This window comes from Streptomyces sp. NPDC050508 (assembly GCF_040655155.1).
In the GTDB taxonomy this organism is placed as follows: Bacteria; Actinomycetota; Actinomycetes; order Streptomycetales; family Streptomycetaceae; genus Streptomyces.
In genome coordinates, this window is sequence record NZ_JBFAJJ010000003.1 from 378,631 (window position 1) to 394,517 (window position 15,887).

13 protein-coding genes are annotated in these 15,887 nt (G+C 71.6%); 2 read left to right on the plus strand and 11 right to left on the minus strand.

Annotated elements, in window-relative coordinates; all coding sequences use genetic code 11:
- Nucleotides 1-98 precede the first annotated feature (98 nt).
- On the minus strand, nucleotides 99-971 hold the full coding sequence (locus AB0I69_RS11185; protein ID WP_363095322.1) for a LysR family transcriptional regulator: 873 nt from the start codon (nucleotides 969-971) through the stop codon (nucleotides 99-101).
- 95 nt (nucleotides 972-1,066) lie between these two features.
- Here AB0I69_RS11185 and AB0I69_RS11190 point away from each other — a divergent pair, with 95 nt between their 5' ends.
- Nucleotides 1,067-1,801 carry a hypothetical protein gene (locus AB0I69_RS11190; RefSeq protein WP_363095323.1) on the plus strand — a complete coding sequence of 245 codons (735 nt, stop codon included), beginning with the start codon at nucleotides 1,067-1,069 and terminating at the stop codon, nucleotides 1,799-1,801.
- A 72-nt stretch (nucleotides 1,802-1,873) separates the two neighbouring features.
- Nucleotides 1,874-3,397: a hypothetical protein gene (locus tag AB0I69_RS11195; protein WP_363095324.1), complete on the plus strand. Its 1,524-nt coding sequence runs from the start codon at nucleotides 1,874-1,876 to the stop codon at nucleotides 3,395-3,397.
- 6 nt (nucleotides 3,398-3,403) lie between these two features.
- Here AB0I69_RS11195 and cyc2 read toward each other — a convergent pair whose 3' ends face one another.
- The 10 genes from cyc2 to AB0I69_RS11245 all read right to left on the minus strand — a co-directional run bounded on the left by cyc2 (nucleotide 3,404) and on the right by AB0I69_RS11245 (nucleotide 15,757).
- Nucleotides 3,404-5,557, minus strand: coding sequence for a germacradienol/geosmin synthase Cyc2 (gene cyc2 / locus AB0I69_RS11200; protein ID WP_363095325.1), 2,154 nt, complete (start codon nucleotides 5,555-5,557; stop codon nucleotides 3,404-3,406).
- A 122-nt stretch (nucleotides 5,558-5,679) separates the two neighbouring features.
- On the minus strand, nucleotides 5,680-6,444 hold the full coding sequence (locus AB0I69_RS11205; protein ID WP_363095326.1) for an ABC transporter ATP-binding protein: 765 nt from the start codon (nucleotides 6,442-6,444) through the stop codon (nucleotides 5,680-5,682).
- A 9-nt stretch (nucleotides 6,445-6,453) separates the two neighbouring features.
- Nucleotides 6,454-8,061, minus strand: coding sequence for a benzoylformate decarboxylase (mdlC, locus tag AB0I69_RS11210; RefSeq protein ID WP_363095327.1), 1,608 nt, complete (start codon nucleotides 8,059-8,061; stop codon nucleotides 6,454-6,456).
- Nucleotides 8,058-8,966 carry an ABC transporter permease subunit gene (locus AB0I69_RS11215; protein WP_363095328.1) on the minus strand — a complete coding sequence of 303 codons (909 nt, stop codon included), beginning with the start codon at nucleotides 8,964-8,966 and terminating at the stop codon, nucleotides 8,058-8,060. Before AB0I69_RS11215 ends, mdlC begins: the two co-directional genes overlap by 4 nt.
- A complete protein-coding gene (locus tag AB0I69_RS11220; RefSeq protein ID WP_363095329.1) occupies nucleotides 8,963-9,826 on the minus strand; it encodes an ABC transporter permease in 864 nt (287 codons plus the stop codon). Before AB0I69_RS11220 ends, AB0I69_RS11215 begins: the two co-directional genes overlap by 4 nt.
- Entirely contained in the window at nucleotides 9,823-10,758 is a 936-nt protein-coding gene (locus tag AB0I69_RS11225) for an ABC transporter substrate-binding protein (RefSeq protein WP_363095330.1), read from the minus strand. Before AB0I69_RS11225 ends, AB0I69_RS11220 begins: the two co-directional genes overlap by 4 nt.
- Nucleotides 10,759-10,854: 96 nt before the next feature.
- The gene (locus tag AB0I69_RS11230; protein ID WP_363095331.1) at nucleotides 10,855-11,715 is read right to left on the minus strand and encodes a TIGR03619 family F420-dependent LLM class oxidoreductase; all 861 of its coding nucleotides are present in this window, start codon (nucleotides 11,713-11,715) and stop codon (nucleotides 10,855-10,857) included.
- A 48-nt stretch (nucleotides 11,716-11,763) separates the two neighbouring features.
- Nucleotides 11,764-12,963, minus strand: a complete 1,200-nt coding sequence (locus AB0I69_RS11235; protein ID WP_363095332.1) for a damage-control phosphatase ARMT1 family protein — start codon at nucleotides 12,961-12,963, stop codon at nucleotides 11,764-11,766.
- A 22-nt stretch (nucleotides 12,964-12,985) separates the two neighbouring features.
- Entirely contained in the window at nucleotides 12,986-13,633 is a 648-nt protein-coding gene (locus AB0I69_RS11240) for a ScbR family autoregulator-binding transcription factor (RefSeq protein WP_363095333.1), read from the minus strand.
- 306 nt (nucleotides 13,634-13,939) lie between these two features.
- Nucleotides 13,940-15,757 (minus strand): S8 family serine peptidase, encoded by a 1,818-nt coding sequence (locus AB0I69_RS11245; RefSeq protein ID WP_363095334.1) that lies wholly within the window; start codon nucleotides 15,755-15,757, stop codon nucleotides 13,940-13,942.
- Nucleotides 15,758-15,887 lie beyond the last annotated feature (130 nt).

The window sequence follows — 15,887 nt, forward strand, 5'->3', positions numbered from 1 at the left end:
TCTACCCGGCGCACCGGCACGCGACGTGCCACGAACGAGTGAGACTGACCGACGGTCAGGAGCGGGAAGCCATGCGCGTCGCACGCGCGCGTGGCGCCTCACTCCCGTTCCCGCTCCACCAGGCGCCCCACCAACCGCGCCGCCGCTCCTCGCGGCGCGCCCCCGTGCACCAGTTCCGTCCGGTGCACGACACGTGGTTCGGTGAGCGGGACGGCGACCGCGCCCGGTACCCCGGTGGCCGCCGAGCGGGGCAGCAGGGTCAGGCCGTGGCCCGCGGCGGCGAGGGCGATGAGGACGCGGATGTCGGTGCCGTCGTAGCGGAGGGCGGGGCGGAAGGCGCCGCCGCCGTTCGCGGCGCGGAGTCGTGCGAGGGGCACGCCCGCGTCGGGGGCGTCCAGCCAGCGGGCGGCGGCCAGGTCGCCGAGGCGCAGGGCCGGGCGGCCGGCCAGGGGATGGGTGTCGGGGAGCAGGACGCAGACGGCTTCCTCGGCGACGGCGTGGGTGGTCAGCGGGGCCACGTCGGGCAGCCGCAGCGGGTCGTTGGGCGCCGCGATCCCGTCGACCAGGCCCAGGTCCGCGGTGCCGGTGGCGACCTCGACCGGCACCGCGTCACGGGCGAGCACACGAAGCGTCACACCCGCGCGCGGGAGGGCGGCCAGGACGCGTGGCCCGAGCGCGGTCGACGTGGCGGCGAGGGTCAGCCCGCGTTCGGGGGCGGCGGCCATCCTGACGACGTCGGCGCGAGCGGCGTCCAGGCGCAGCAGCAGCGGGCCCGCGTGTTCCAGGAGCCGGTCGCCCGCCGCCGTGGGGGTGACGGGGCGGCGGGTGAGCAGCGGGGCGCCGAGGTCCTGTTCCAGGGCGGCGATGTGCTGGGACACCGCGGACTGGGTGTAGCCCAGCTCGCGTGCGGCCTCCGAGAAGGAGGCGAGCCGGGCCACGGTGACGTACGTACGCAGGAGATGCGGGTCCATGCCGGACAGGATGCCGCATCACATCAGCGCTGCTTATCGCGAGTGCAGAAATCATCGTTGGACGTGAACCTCGGGCCGCGCCCAGGATGTGGGGCATGACGAACTCCGCAGCTCGGACCGCCCGCGTCGCCCTGGTCGGTGACCGCTCCCCCAACGTCGTCTCGCACTCCCGGCTCCCCGCCATCCTCGACGCCCTCGCCGAACACGACCGGCTCGTCCTGGACGCCTACTGGATCCCGTCCGAGGACGCCGAAGTGACGGACGCGGTGCGCGGGTTCGACGCCGTGTGGGTGCTGCCGGGCAGCCCCTACCGCAGTGAGGCGGGTGTCCTGTCCGCGATCCGCACCGCGCGCGTGGAGGGCATTCCGTTCCTCGGCACCTGCGGTGGTTTCCAGCACGCGCTTCTGGAGTACGCCCGTGACGTGTGCGGGCTGACGCGGGTCGCGCACGCCGAGAACGACCCCGAAGCCGAGGACTTCCTCATCGAGCCGCTGGCCTGTTCGCTCGTCGGCCACGAGGCCGCGGTGACGATCGAACCGGGCTCGCTCGCCGAGTCCGTGATCGGCTCGGAGCGCACGGTCGAGCGCTACTTCTGCTCCTACGGCCCGACCCGCCACCTCGACACGCTGCGCGCACACGGGCTGCGCTTCTCCGGGCACGACGAGGACGGTCATGTCCGGATCGCCGAACTCCCCGGCCACCCCTTCTTCCTGGCCACCCTCTTCCAGCCGGAGCTGTCCGGCGACGGCTCGCGCCCGCATCCGGTGGTCCGGGCGCTGGCGTGGGCCGCGGTCGAGCACGCCTCGCGGGAGCAGGCGGCGGCCGTCTGACCTCCCGGCTCGACAGGCCCCGCGCTCCGCCGTCCGAGCCCGTTGTCAGTGGCCGCTGTTACGTTCTGTGACATGACCGATCACGCCCTGCGGCTGCTCCGACTCCACGCCCACCTGGCCGAACTGGCCGCGTTCCCCTTCGACTTCGACCTGGACCGGGCCGACCACGTCGAGCCGGTCCGGCTGGCCTCGGACGGTCCGCTGCGTCCGGTCGCGGGCGACGGCGCGGGCGGTACGTACTTCGTGTGCGCGGACGGGTCCGTGCTGTACGCCGACTCCGAGGGCTCGGCCGGGATCATCGGCTCCGGTGTCGACGAGGCCTTGGAGATCGTGATCGGACTGCCGGGCTGGCGCGACCACCTGGACCTGTCCCCGGCCGACGGCCCGGAGAAGATCCTGGCCCGGGTCGCGGAGACGGAGGAGGAGTTCCGCGAGGACTACGGAATCGACGAGGCGAGGCCCGAACTGCGCGCCGCCCTGGGCCTGTCCGAGCGTTCCCCGGTCGAGCTGATCGGCATGCTGTACACCGCCCTGCTGCGCACAGAGCCCGACTTCCTGCTCCTCAACGCCGAGGAGGGCTGCGCCTACGACCTCCTGGACCGGCATCCGCGTCCCCCGCTGTGGGAGCCGGTGCTCGCCCAGGGGCGGGCGGATCTCGCGGCACTGCGGGCGGGCGACCGTACGGTGTGGGACACGATGGCCGAGGACCCCGTACGGCGCCGACTCGTGCTGCGGGCCGCGCAGTTCGACCGCGCGGACGGCGATCTGGAGCTGCTGCGGTATCTGCTGCGGCACGAGGCCGCGTCGTCGATGACGGACGAACTCCGGCTCGCCGCCGTGCTGGTGGGGCTGCGCGGGCACACGGGCGATCTGCCGCTGCTGCACGAGGTGCGGGAGACGGACTTCGACACCGCGTGCGGGCTCAGCGAGATGCCGGGGCCCGACGCGGACGAAACCGCCCTGCGGGAGTGGGCGCTCGGCCTGGACGACTGCCTCTTCGGCTCGGACCCTTCCGACGAGCCGTCGGACACCTGGACCGAACTGGCCGCCGCCCAGGGCCTGACCGAGCTGGCCCGGGTCGCCCTGATCCGCAGGCTCGACGAGATCGTCATGGACCAGGGCCTGCTGCGGCGACCGAATACTCCGAAGGCGCTCGACACCTCTCACCTGTCCTCGCTCGCCCACGAGTTGGAGCAGCTGGGCGATCTCACCCAGGCGCTGCGCGCCCGGCGCCTCCACGCCGCCCTTCAGGACACGGCGTGGGACCGCGTCTCGGCGCGGCTGACCCAGGCCCGGCTGGAGCGCCAGACAGGCCAACTCGCGCAGGCGGGCGAGACGTTGACGGCTCTTCGGGAGATCCTGGCCGCCCCCGCCGACAACTCACTGCGGCACTGGCAGGGCGTGAACCTCGGCCGGTTCATCGCCGAGGAGCACTACGCCCTGGCGCGCGACCTGGCCGACGCGGACCTCCCCGAGGAGGCCCGCGCGACCCTGGCCGCCGCCGACGAGATACGCGACGAGCTCTCGGGGGCCGCCGCGACGGCCGTACGGGAACTCGCCGCGGACGTGTCGGACCGGGTCCGGGACCTCCGGTGAGGGACGTCAGCTGAACGGCAGAGCCGGCACCCGGTCCGGGACGAAGCCGTGCGAGCGCCGGGCCAGGTACTCGGCCTTGTAGCGGTCGACCTCGCGGTGCCAGTTCAGGATGCCCGCCATCCAGTGCTGAAGGTCCGTCACATAGCCCTTCATGATCTCGCGCGCTTCGTCCGAGAGGTCGAAGTCGTCGTAGACGATGGGCAGTTCGTGTTCGGCGACGTGTTCGAACTGGCGCATGCGCTGGGTGATCAGGTCGTGGACGACGCCGAGTGCGGTCGGGTAGTCGATGCCGAAGAAGTTCTGGACGACGAGGATGGCGTTGTGGATCTCTCCCTCGTACTCGATCTCCTTCTGGTAGGAGAAGACGTCGTTGAGGAGGCAGGCGTAGTCGATGGCCGCGTTCTCCAGGGCGCGGACGGGGCCGGTGCGATAGACCTCGGGCGGGACCTTCGGGCCGTGGCCCATGCGGCACAGGCTGAGGGTGAGGTCGGAGCCGAAGGTGGCGCGGCGCATCTCCAGGTAGTCGACCGGGTCGGGGATCCGGTGCTGGATCTGGTTGGCCAGCTCCCAGACCCAGCTCTCGGTCATCGTGTTGATCGCGTCCTTCAGGGTGCGCCGGTCGTCCAGGGGCATCTCGGCGGTGGTGAGGGCCCAGAGGTCGATGAGTCCGCGTTCCATGCCGTTGACCGGCACGAGGGCCGTCGCTCCCTCGATGGGCATGCAGTCCGACAGGCGTGCCGTGGTGACGCGGGCGGCGGCCAGGTCGCCGCGGATGCCGTAGACGAGGGGGTAGTAGTCGTCGCCGTACGTGCCCCAGGCGAGCCAGCGCGAGCTGAGGTCGAGGGCCGCCTCGGTGGCGTCCGGGTCGATGCCCGCCGAGCAGAGCGGGAGGTCGGCGGCGGCGAGTTTCTCCTCGTCCCAGACGCCCTCCTGCAGCATGCCCACCGCGTGCATCCAGTCGACGAGGCGGTGGCGGGCGCCGTCCAGGTGCGGGCTGAGTTCGACCTGGAACGGCATGTGGAAGTCGGGGAGTTGAGAGGGTCCGACCTTCTGGAAGGGCACGTGTGTGTAGGCGCGCAGCCGTTCGGCGCCGGCCGAGGCGAGGAGGGCGCCGATGTCGGCGGCGGAGGTGCCGATGCCGGTCGGTCCGTTCAGCGGCGAGTTGTCGAGGGCGCCTTCGTTCATGTAGCGGCTGGAGCGCAGGTGCCATTCGTGGCCGCCGGACTGCCAGTCCTGGAGGCCTTGGGTGTAGGCGGCGACCGCGCGGACCTCGTCGGGGGTGAGACCTTTCTCCAGGGCCACGGCGGGCACTTCGGTGAACGCGGTGTGCTCGAACTGGTGGAGCCGGGAGGTCAGGACGTCGTTGACGGTGTCGGCGGCCTCCTGGGTGGTGCAGCCGAAGAAGGTCTCCAGGACGAGCACGCCGTTGCTCAACTCGCCCTCGTCCTCGACCTCCCGTTGGTAGGAGAACAGGTCGTTGCGCAGGTGGACGCCGTCGGAGAAGGTCTCCATCAGCACCCGCAGCGGCCTCGACTCCGCGACGGCCGCGGGCACTTCGGCGGTCGCGTACTCCACAAGTCCCGCCGACCAGGGCGCACCGCCCACCTTGCGGCGCATCTCGATGTACTCGACGGGGTTGGCGACCCGCCCCTCGTTGATGTTGGACAGCTCCCACAGGGACTCGTTGAGCAGGTGTTCGGTGGCGACGGCGAAGCGGCGGCGCCAGTCCACGGACATCGACGGCACGGTGCGCGCCCACAGGTCGGCGAGCCCCGCCTCGACCGGATTCTCCGGCTCCGGTACGGGAGTTGCCAGGTCGAGCGGCATGAACAGCGGCAGCCGGTCCAGGTAGGACTTGCCGCCGGCGCGGTCCTGGCTGCGCTTGAAGGTCTCCAGGAAGTGGTCGTCGAAGAAGAAGACCCACACGTACCAGTCGGTGATCAGCGACAGGGCGGGCCCGTCGCAGTCGGGGTGGGTGTAGGCGCAGAGCAGGCCGTAGTCGTGCGCGTCGAGGTCGGCCTGCTCCCAGATCCCGGAGCCCTCCAGCATGCCCATCTCGCGGGCCCACGTGGACGAGTGGGCGCGGGCCTCGTCCAGATGCGGGTTGAGGCGCGCGGGATACGGCATGTAGAAGTGCGGGAGTTCGAACGGCTGGGTCATGGCCGGGCCCTACCCGTCGCCCTCAACACCCATCCCGGGCAGGGGACATGATCACACCATCGCGTGAATCGACGGCGAACCCCTGAGTTTCCCCCGCATCTTGTGACGTTCGCGCTCCTGGGCTACGGCTGGGCGCGGCCCGGCGTGCGCACCGCGCGGCCCACCCGGGTGCGCAGGGCCACGAACTCCGGGAGTCCCCGCGTCCCTATCTGGTCGCGGGGACCGGGGAGTTCGACCGGCAGGTCCAGGGCGATCTTCGCGCCGGGGCCCGGTGTCAGGACGACGACGCGGTCGCCGACGTAAACGCTTTCGTCGATGTCGTGGGTGACGAAGACGATGGTCGTGCGGTCCGTGCGGTGCATCTCCAGGAGGAGGTCCTCCAGGTCCTCGCGGGTCTGGGCGTCGAGGGAACCGAAGGGTTCGTCCATCAGCAGCAGGGAGGGGCGGCAGACCAGGGCGCGGGCGATGGCCACGCGTTGCTGCATACCGCCGGAGAGCTGCCAGGGGTGGCGGCGGGCGGCGCCGGTCAGGCCGACGCGGTCCAGGATGCGTTCCGCCTCGGTGCGTCGCTCGGCTCGGCGCAGGCCCTGGCGGCGCAGCGGCAGGGCGACGTTGTCGCGGACGGTGAGCCAGGGCAGCAGTGAGCGGCCGTAGTCCTGGAAGACGACGGCCAGGCGGTCGGGTACGCCGGTGACCGGTGTGTCGTCGATCGTGATCGTGCCCTCGCGCGCAGGCAGCAGACCCGCGACGGTGCGCAGCAGCGTGGACTTGCCGCAGCCCGACGGGCCCACCACGCACAGGAGTTGACCGTCGGGCACGGTGAGGGTGATGTCGCGCAGGACCGGTTGGTCGCCGTAGTGCTGGCTCAAGGAGTCGAGGCGGAGCATCGGGGTCGGTCACCTGGCCCAGGGTTCGGTGTAGAGGGCGTCCTCGCCCGCGGCGACCCGGACGTGCAGCAGGTGCGGGCCGTCCTCGTCGGGCAGGTGGAGGGTGCGGTCCAGGACTTCGGGGAGTACGGCGGGGTCGTCGACGTAGGTCGCCGGGCAGCCGAAGGACTCGGCGAGGGTGACGAAGTCGACGCCCTCGATGTCCGTCCCCGGTACCGGGGCGATGCCGATCCGGCGGCCCAGGGCGCGGACGGCGGCGTAACCGCCGTTGTCGAGGACGACGTAGGTGACCGGCGCCCGGTGCCGGGCCGCCGTCCACAGGGCCTGCACCGAGTAGAGCGCGGAGCCGTCGCCGATCACGCAGACCACTCGGCGGCGGTCGGCGAGCGCGCGGCCGACGGCGAGCGGCAGGCCCCAGCCGAGCGCGCCGCTGCCCGTGGTGAGGAAGCCGCCGGGGCTGTCGACGGGCACGCGCGCGTGGAGCGCGTCCCGGTGGCTGGGTGCCTCCTCGACGAGGACCCGGTCCCCGGGCAGCCGGGCCCGGAGCTCGTCGAGGACCAGCTCCGCGGTGAGACCCGCGCCGGGTTCCAGCGGTGCGGGTGCCGGTCGGGGCGGGGGCGGTTCGCGGTCCGACCGGCCGAGCAGCGCGGCGAGTTGGGCGAGGGCGGGCTTGAGGGTGGTGACGATGCTGGTGCCGGTGGGCAGCCAGGCCGCCTGCGCCGGGTCGCAGTCCAGGTGGTGGAGTTCGGTACCCGGGTGGAGGAGTGGTCCGCCGTCGTCCACGTGGTAGGTGAAGACGGGCGCGCCGAGGGCCACGACCACGTCGTACGGCCGTAGCCGCGCGGCCAGTTGGCCCGCGACCGGTGGCAGGAAGCCCTGGAAGAGGGGGTGGGACTCGGGGAAGCCGGAGCGGCCGGAGAGGGGGCTGATCCAGACGGCCGCGCGGGTCCGTTCGGCGAGGGCGAGGACCTCGGGGAGGGCCTCCTCGTCGTCCACGCCGGGGCCGACGACCAGGGCAGGGCGGGCGCAGTCGTCCAGGCGGGCCGCGAGGGCGGACAGGGTGTGCGGGTCCGCGGTGAAGCCGGTGTGCACGGTGCGCGAGGCGACGGGCTGGGCCGGCTGGTCCCAGTCGTCCTCGGGGACGGAGACGAACACCGGTCCGCGTGGGGGCGTCATCGCGATGCGGTGGGCCTCGGCGAGTACGGCGGGCACGTCGGCGGCGCGTTCCGGCTGGTGGGCGAACTTGACGTAGGGGCGCGGGAATTCGGCCGGCCGGTCGGCGCCGAGGAACGGGCGGAGCTGGAGCAGGGAACGCGCCTGCTGGCCGGCCAGGATCACCAGCGGGACGCGGTCGCGGTAGGCGTTGAACACGGCGCCCAGCGCGTGGCCCACACCGCCGGCCGAGTGCAGGCTGACGAAGGCGGCACGGCGGGTGCCGAGCGCGTGGCCCGCGGCCATCGCGACGACCGTGGACTCCTGGAGGCCGAGCACGTAGGTGAAGTCGTCGGGCCAGTCGCGGAACATGCGCAGTTCGGTGGAGCCCGGGTTGCCGAAGACCGTGGTCATCCCGGTGTCGCGGAGGAACTGGACGACGGCGTCCAGGACCGTTCCCTTCATGTGGTCGACCTTCCGTTGCGGCTTCCCTTGCTGCTTCCCCTGCCGGTGAGCCGTTTCTCGACCGCCAGCAGACCGGTGTTGAGCAGATACCCCAGGGCGCCGAGCAGGACCAGTACCGCCCACACGGTCAGCAGGTCGGAGCGCGACTGGGCGTCGGTGAGCGCGAAGCCGATGCCGTTCGCGGTGCCCGGCAGCAGTTCCGAGAAGACCATGAGGATGAGGCAGAGCGAGAGGCTGAGCCGCAGGCCCGCGAAGATGCGGGGCAGGGCCGAGGGCAGCAGCAGGAACCACAGACGTTCGGGCGCGGTCAGGCGCAGTACGGCGGCGACGTCGAGCCGGAGCGGGTCGGTGTCGCGGGCGCCCTCCGCGGTGTTGATCAGTACCGGCCAGACGGCGCTGAACACGATCGACGCGAGCTGCATCGGCGTACCGAAGTCGAAGACGACCACGAAGACCGGGACCAGGGCGGGCGGCGGGACGGCCCGCGCGAACTGCAGGACCGGGTTGCACAGGGCGTAGGCCCGGCGCGAACGGCCGACCAGGACACCGAGGGCGATGCCGGCGACGGCGGCGAGCGCGAAGCCGGCGGACATCCGGCCGAGGCTGGGCAGGATGGTGTCGACGGCGGCCGGGGTGAGGAACAGGTGCCCGACGGGGCCCGAGAACCACAGGACGTAGGCGTGGTGGGCGATACGGGCGGGCGGCGGGAAGTAGACGCTGCCGTGCACACGGGCGGCCAACTGCCAGGCGGCGAGGGCGAGTACGAGGACCAGCCAGCGCAGAAGGGCACCGCGGGCGAGGACCACTGCGCTCCGGGTCAGGTGTGCGGCTCGCCCCGCCGTGCCGCGGATCAAGGGCTTGCTTCGGCCCGCGGGGCGGGGCACGGAGTTCGGCGCCTTGCTCATGTCGGCAACCCGCCCTCGGCCCGATCGCCACCGCTGCCTGCCGGGCGCCCGGCATCAGAACCGTCCCCCGACCCGGTGGCCTCCCCCGCCCTCTCCCGGCGTTCCGGTGTCCACGGAAACACCCGTCGCTCCACCCACACCAGCACCCCGTTGATGACCAGCCCCAGCACTCCCGCCCACACCACCCCCGCCAGCACGTCCCGGGTACCGTCCGTGGCCAGTTGGGCCTGGGCGATGAAGATGCCGAGGCCCTGGCCGAAGCCGGAGAGGAGTTCGGTGGCCACGGCGAGGACGAGGGCGATGGACGCCGAGATGCGGACGCCTGCGGCGATGAACGGGGCCGTGCCCGGGAGTTCGACGCGCAGGAGCACCGAGAGACGGCCGAAGCCGAAGGCGCGCAGGGTGTCCTTGGCGAGGGGGTCGGTCTCGCCCAGCCCGTAGACGGTGTTGAAGAGGATGGGCCAGACCGACGCGTACGTGATGAGCGCGACCTCGGTCTCGGTGCCGGAGCCGAGCAGGAGGGAGACGAGGGGGATCAACGCGACGGACGGGAGCGGGCGCAGGAACTCGATCACGGCGCGTACGGCGTCGTCGACCACCGGCACGCTGCCGAGCAGCAGGCCCACTGGAACCGCGATCGCGCAGGCGAGTCCGAGGCCGAGCGCCCAGGCGCGCAGGGTGACGCCGACGCCGTCCAGGAAGGCGCGGTCGCCCGCCAACTCGACGGCGCGGGCGAGGACTTCGGAGGCGGGCGGCAGGTAGCTGCGTCGCACGACGCCTGCCCGGCCGACCGCCTCGCAGATGCCGAAGGCCAGCAGTACGCCGAGGCCGCCGAGGGCGAGTTCCTGGCGCCGGTTCACTTGACGAGCAGCGTGGCCGGGTCGATCGCCTTCTTCAACAGCCCCTGTTTCTGCATGAGTTCGACGAGTCGGCGCAGTTGGGCTGGATCGGTGGCGACCGGATAGGCGGGCAGGTCGATGGTCTTGGCCTGGGCCGCGGTCACCTTGGTGTACTTGGGGAGTTCGGCGCGTACGGCGGAGGGGTCCTGGGCCGCGATCTTCGAGGCGGCCTCGATCGCGCGCCGGAACGCCGCGGCGGCCTTGGCGTGCTTGTCGGCGAAGGCGCGGGTGGTGACGTAGCCGCTGATCGGCAGGGACTGGACGGGTGCGGACGCTCCGTCGATCAGCACGCGTGCCTTCAACTCGCCCTGGATCGCGCTGTCGAAGGGCTCGACCGCGTGTACGGCGTCGACCTGGCCCTTCTGCAGGGCAGGGCCCATCTGCGGGAAGGCGATCTGCCGGTAGACGGGGTGACCGGCGCCCTGCTGGTCGAGGATCGCGTTCAGGGTGAGCGACTGGATGTTGTTGAGGATGTTGACGGCGACCGTCCTGCCCTTGAGGTCGGCGGCGCTCTTGATCGGCGAGTCCTTCGGGACCAGTACGTCCATCATGTGCGGTGCCGTGCGGACACCCTCGGCGAGGATGCGGAGGTCGAGGGTGCCCTTCTCGTCGGCCTGGAGGAAGGTGACGTAGTTCGCGCTCGCGATCACGTCGACCTGCCCCTTGGACAGCGCGGGCAGGGCCTGGATGCTCTGCTGGACGGGCTGGATGGTGACGTCCAGCCCCTCCTTCTCGAACAGTCCGCGGTCCCGGGCGATATAGAGCGCAGCCGCGTCCGTCAACGGGAGCGCGGCTACGGTGACCTTCTGACTCCCGCCGCCGGAGGACCCGGAGCCCCCGCCTCCGCCGCAGGCGGCGAGCACCAGCGCCAGCACGGTCGCGCCTGCCGTCAACTTCCCTGTTCCCACTCGTAATTGACGTGACGTCGTCATACGAGCAAGAAGTACCAGCGTTTTGACATGATCACCACAGGGAGGCCAGAGAAAACTTCACTCCCCGGAAAAAGGCGAAACGAGTTCCCCTGCGGCCCACGCGAGCGCGTCGGGCAGCGCCTCCGTGGCCACCGGCAGCCACAGGGAGGCGGACGTGAGCCCGGCGTCGGCCAGCCGGCCCAGCTCGTCCCGCACGCTCTCGGCACTCGCGTCGGCTCCGCCCAGCGGCCGGCCCGGCACCTTCACCGCGGGGGCGAACCCGGGCGGCACGAGGAACAGACCCGCCGTCAACTCCAGCGTCGCCGGATCGCGGCCCACCTCGTCATCGAGCGCGTCGAGCCGCGCCCGTACGCCGGTGAGCGCCTCGGCGTCGACCCCGGAGCCGTGCCACGCGTCACCGAACCGCAGGGCCCGGCGCAGTGCCGCGTCGCTCCCCCCGCCGATCCACACCTGCGGACCGCCCTCCGTGCGCGGCAGCACTCCGAGGCGCGGCGATCCCTCACCCCGCCACAACTGCCGTACGACAGCGAGCTGTTCGTCGGTCCGGCGGCCCCGGCCCGCGAAGGGGACGCCGACGGCCGCGTACTCCTCGGTGTCCCAGCCGGTGCCGACGCCCAGGGTGAAACGGCCTCCGGAGAGCCGGTCGAGCGTGGCGGTCTGGTGGGCCACGACGACCGGGTTGTACAGCGGCAGCACCAGCACGCTGGTGACCAGCCCGATCCGCCGTGTCGCCCCGGCCACCGCCGCCAGCAGGACCAGCGGGTCCGGGGTCACACCTGTCGCACCGGCCACCGCGTGACCGCTCGCGAAGACATGGTCGAACCCCAACTCCTCGGCCCTGACGGCGATTTGGAGAACAGCGTCCAGCTCGTCCTCCCGGTCCGGCCACAGCCGGTGCGGTGCTACCCCGATACGCATCTCGGTCGTACTCCCCTCGTGCGACAAGAACGTCAGTGGCCGAGCCAACTACACGACGGGCGCCGAAGACACCCCCCGCACCTGGATCAGCGCACGGGTGCCGCCCGTGCGCCAGCGCTGTCCCTCCGCGGCGACCAACGCGGCCTCGGTGCGGGCGTCGAGGCCGGTGATCACGTCGGACTTGAGGGTGCGCAGGGCGGCGACCGGGCCCGGGAAGTAGGCGGTGACATCCGCGAAGGGAGTGGTCGGGGCCCAGAGGCAATCGCCCACCAGGCGCCGGTAGTTGAGATCGCCCTTCACGATGGTCAGGGTGGCTGCGGCGAACTCCGCACGAAGGTCGGCGGGCATGTCGGCGTAGGGCAGCGGGCCGCAGGAGAAGGGGTGGGCGCGCACAGTCAGGCGGCCGTCCGCCATGGCCGACCAGAGGCGGCGGCCGTACGTCGCCGCCGCACCCGGCGCCCCGGTCAGCCGGTGCAGGGCGTCGACGACGTCGGCGGTGGTGGCGTCGGAGACGTAGTACGGGTGCGGCTTGATGTGCAGGACCGCGCGGTCGACGCGTCCCTGGTCGAGGAGGTGGGCGATCAGCAGCAGGTCGGGGATGAGTTCGCGGCCCGCGTTGTCGGCGACGAGGCAGAGCGTGCCGGTGCCGGAGAGGAGTGACCACAGCCGCTCGCTGTCGTCGGCGACCAGGGCCGGGACGGGTGCCTGTGCGGCCGACTCGGCTCCGGCCGCGGAGAGGCGGAAGCCGAGGTCCGCGCGGTTGCCCCACAGGGAGCCGTGCAGCAGGGCCTGGGCGCGTTCCTCGGACGGTCTGCCGTCCAGCGCGTCGAGTGCGGCCAGTTCCTCGTCGGTCTCGGGGGCGTCGAGTTCGGCGCGTTTGAAGGGGCGGAACGGGTCAATGCCCTGCCAGACGCCGGGGCCGAAGTAGCCGACGGCGTCCAGGAGTTGGCGGTAGAAGTAGCTCTCGGACCAGAGCCAGGGCACGTCGTACCAGGAGTGTCCGGCGTACTCGTCGGTGCCCCAGGCCGCCCACTGTGCGTGGTCGGGCGCGTCGGTGGGGAGGGGTTCGATCGTGCCCTCGGTGCAGTTCTTCAGCAGGGCGTCGAGGGCGCGGTGCTGTTCAGGGCCGTACGGGAAGGCGTCGCGTACCTGGTCGATGATCGCGGGGTGCCGTTCGGCCAGCACGCTGCGGGGGAACGAGCCGGGCTCGTTGCCGAGGATCACGGGCGCGGCGGGGGTGTCGGGCATGCGCCTCACCGTACCGGGCGGGTCAGTCGGCCCCGATCTCCCGCTCCAGTCGCGCGGCGAGGCTGAGATAGCGGGCGCGGCGGGGGACGGGGACCACGCCCCGGATCACCAGGTGCCACATCTCGGCCGTTCTGCGGGGCTGCAGCGCCACCGGTTCGAGGGTGCGGCCCAGGACGCGGATGCCGACGAAGAGGCCGATGAGGGTGCGGGCGACGGCGTCCACGTCGATATCGGGGTGCGCGTCGGCTTCCGCGACGGCGCCGGTGAGTTTGCGGGCGGCGATGTCCAGCCACTCCGTGAAGGGGTGCGGCATCGAGGGGCGTAGCTCGATCTCCCCGGCGGCGAGGCGGAGTCCGGCCCGCGGGATGGGGCCCTCGACGGCCTGGCGGGTCATGCCGAAGGTGACACGTATCAGTGTCTCCAATGAGGAGTAGCCCCGGCTGTCCATGTCCTTCGAGATCTGGCGCGAGGCCCTGGCCTGCATCTCCAGGATGGTGTGGGCCAGGTCTTCCTTGGCCGCGAAGTGGAAGTACAGGGCGCCCTTGGTGACTTGGGCGTGGTCGACGATGTCGCTGAGGCTGGTGGACTCATAGCCCTGCCGGTCGAACAGCTCGGCGGCGGCCGTGATGATTGTTGTGCGGGTCTGTTCGGCCCGTAGCTGCCTCACCATCGACTGAAACACTCCCGTGAAGGAAAAAACAACGGCCCGTGCCGTTTTTTCTTACCCCCTGTACACAGTAGCTCACCGTCCGACGGCGTCGACCTTGCACCCGAAGACCCCCAACTCCCCTCACGTTCCCATCACTTGCGTCTCTGTGTCACCCCTGACCCGACTCTTGACCACTTTCGGTAGCTACAGCACGTGTCAGCGACCGTTCTCGGCCAAACGAACGACCGGCCGCCCCGACGAGACACACGCAGGGGCGCATCTCTACGTACGGGTCGGCCGGTCTGTTTCTGTGCGTTCCTTGTGCTGTCAGAAGGTGAGCTTCCAGTTGTTGAGGGTTCCGGTGTCCTGCGCGGCCGTGTCCTGGACGCGCAGTTTCCAGGTGCCGTTCGCGGTCTCGGTGGAGGCGTCCACCGCGTAGGTGGTCTTCACGTCGTCGGCGGAGTCCGAGGTGCTCGCGGACTCCAGGCGGTACGTGGAGCCGTCCGGCGCGACCAGGTCGAGGACGAGGTCGCCGCGGAAGGTGTGGGTGATGTCGACGCCGACCTGGAGGGTGGCGGGCGCGTTGCCGCTGCGGCCGGTGACGGCGAGCGAGGACTCGACGGCCGAGCCCGCGTCGGGGACGGCCACGGCGGTGGCGCTGGAGAAGGTCGTGCCCGTCGTCGTACCACCGCTGCTGGTGCTCACGGCCTGGACGGTCTTGGCCGCGTCGGCGAGACCGGCTCCGCAGCCGCCGGAGCAACTGCCGGGCAGGGCGCGGGCGTTGGCCTTGACGGCCGACTCGATCTGGGCCGGGGTGAGCGAGGAGTTCGCGGACTTCATGAGAGCGACCAGGCCCGCGATGTGCGGGGTGGCCATGCTGGTGCCCTGGTAGTAGGCGTACGACTCGGTGGACGGCGTCTTGGTGCCGGAGTTCAGCGTGGAGTAGATGCCGTTGGCGGTGCCGGTGCTGGTCTGGCCGCCGGGGGCCGAGATGTCCACGCCGGAGCCGTAGTTGGAGTAGGACGCCTTGGCGCCCGCGCGGTTGGTGGCGGCGACCGAGATCACGTTGGCGCAGTTGCCCGGGGAGTGGTTCGCGACGTTGTCGTTGTCGTTGCCGGCGGCCACGACGACCGTGGTGCCGCGGTTCACTGCGGCGGTGATCGCGCTCTGGGTGGCCGAGGTGCAGGCGCCGTCGCCGCCCAGGCTCATGTTGATGACCTTGGCGATGTTGCCGTTGGCGGGGACGCCGGAGACGGTGCCGCCGGACGCCCAGGTGATGGCGTCGATGATGTCGGAGTCGTAGCCGCCGCATTTGCCGAGCACGCGCAGCGGGGAGATCTTCGCGCCGTAGGCGATGCCCGCGATGCCCTTGCTGTTGTTGGTGGCGGCGGCGATGGTGCCGGCCACATGCGTGCCGTGCCAGGAGGAGTTGCTCGCCCCGATGCCCGAGCCGCACTCGTTGGCAGCGTAGTAGTCGCCGGGGTCGGCCGGGTTGCTGTCGCGGCCGTCGCCGTCGACGGAGACGGCTGTGTCGGTGATGAAGTCGTAGCCGGCGACGATGTTCGCGGCGAGGTCGGAGTGGGTGACGTAGCCGGTGTCGATGACCGCGACGGTGACGCCGCTGCCGGTCGAAGTCGGCCACGCGGCGGGCACGTTCATGCCGGCCGTGGACTCGAAGAGGTCCCACTGCTTGCCGTACTCGGTGTCGTTCGGGTCGGCCTGCGGGGTGTTCAGCCGGTCCGGTACGACGTAGGAGACCTGCGGGTCGGCTCTGAACTCGGCGATGACGTCGGCGACTTCGGTGGTGCTACGCGCGTCACCCAGACCGACGAGGGCGGCGCCGGTGCCGAGGCGGCGCTGGAAGCCGACGTCCTCGCCGGTCTCCTTGCCCTTGGCGGTGGCGTCGGCCGCGGCGGCCTTGTTCGAACTGGCTTCCGCTGCACCGGACTTGTAGCCGACGATGAGGCGCTCGGCGAGGGTGCCGGGGGCGGCCTCGGTCTGTCCGGAGAGGGCCGGGGCGGCGGCCTGGGTGGGGGGTTCCTGGGCGACGGCGACCGAGGTGGCGGCCGTGGCGAGGAGGGCCGCGGAGACCGCGGCGGCGGATATCAGGGCTCGTCCGGTGGGAAATGCCGTGGGAGTGCGCAAGGGCTTGCCTTTCGTGGCCGTACTCCAAGCAGCGCGGAGCAGCGGTCGATTCGCTTCGTCGTCGAAGCGGCGGGGGGTCATCGAGAAAGCGGCACGTGGGCCGACCAGGCGCTGGAAGCCGACCGACCAG

Coding starts and splice junctions, on each gene's coding strand:
- mdlC (WP_363095327.1), bottom strand. CDS start 8,061: ATGAAGGGAACGGTCCTGGACGCCGTCGTCCAGTTCCTCCGCGACACC.
- AB0I69_RS11185 (WP_363095322.1), bottom strand. CDS start 971: ATGGACCCGCATCTCCTGCGTACGTACGTCACCGTGGCCCGGCTCGCC.
- AB0I69_RS11235 (WP_363095332.1), bottom strand. CDS start 12,963: ATGCCCGACACCCCCGCCGCGCCCGTGATCCTCGGCAACGAGCCCGGC.
- AB0I69_RS11190 (WP_363095323.1), top strand. CDS start 1,067: ATGACGAACTCCGCAGCTCGGACCGCCCGCGTCGCCCTGGTCGGTGAC.
- AB0I69_RS11205 (WP_363095326.1), bottom strand. CDS start 6,444: ATGCTCCGCCTCGACTCCTTGAGCCAGCACTACGGCGACCAACCGGTC.
- AB0I69_RS11215 (WP_363095328.1), bottom strand. CDS start 8,966: ATGAGCAAGGCGCCGAACTCCGTGCCCCGCCCCGCGGGCCGAAGCAAG.
- AB0I69_RS11195 (WP_363095324.1), top strand. CDS start 1,874: ATGACCGATCACGCCCTGCGGCTGCTCCGACTCCACGCCCACCTGGCC.
- AB0I69_RS11230 (WP_363095331.1), bottom strand. CDS start 11,715: ATGCGTATCGGGGTAGCACCGCACCGGCTGTGGCCGGACCGGGAGGAC.
- AB0I69_RS11240 (WP_363095333.1), bottom strand. CDS start 13,633: ATGGTGAGGCAGCTACGGGCCGAACAGACCCGCACAACAATCATCACG.
- cyc2 (WP_363095325.1), bottom strand. CDS start 5,557: ATGACCCAGCCGTTCGAACTCCCGCACTTCTACATGCCGTATCCCGCG.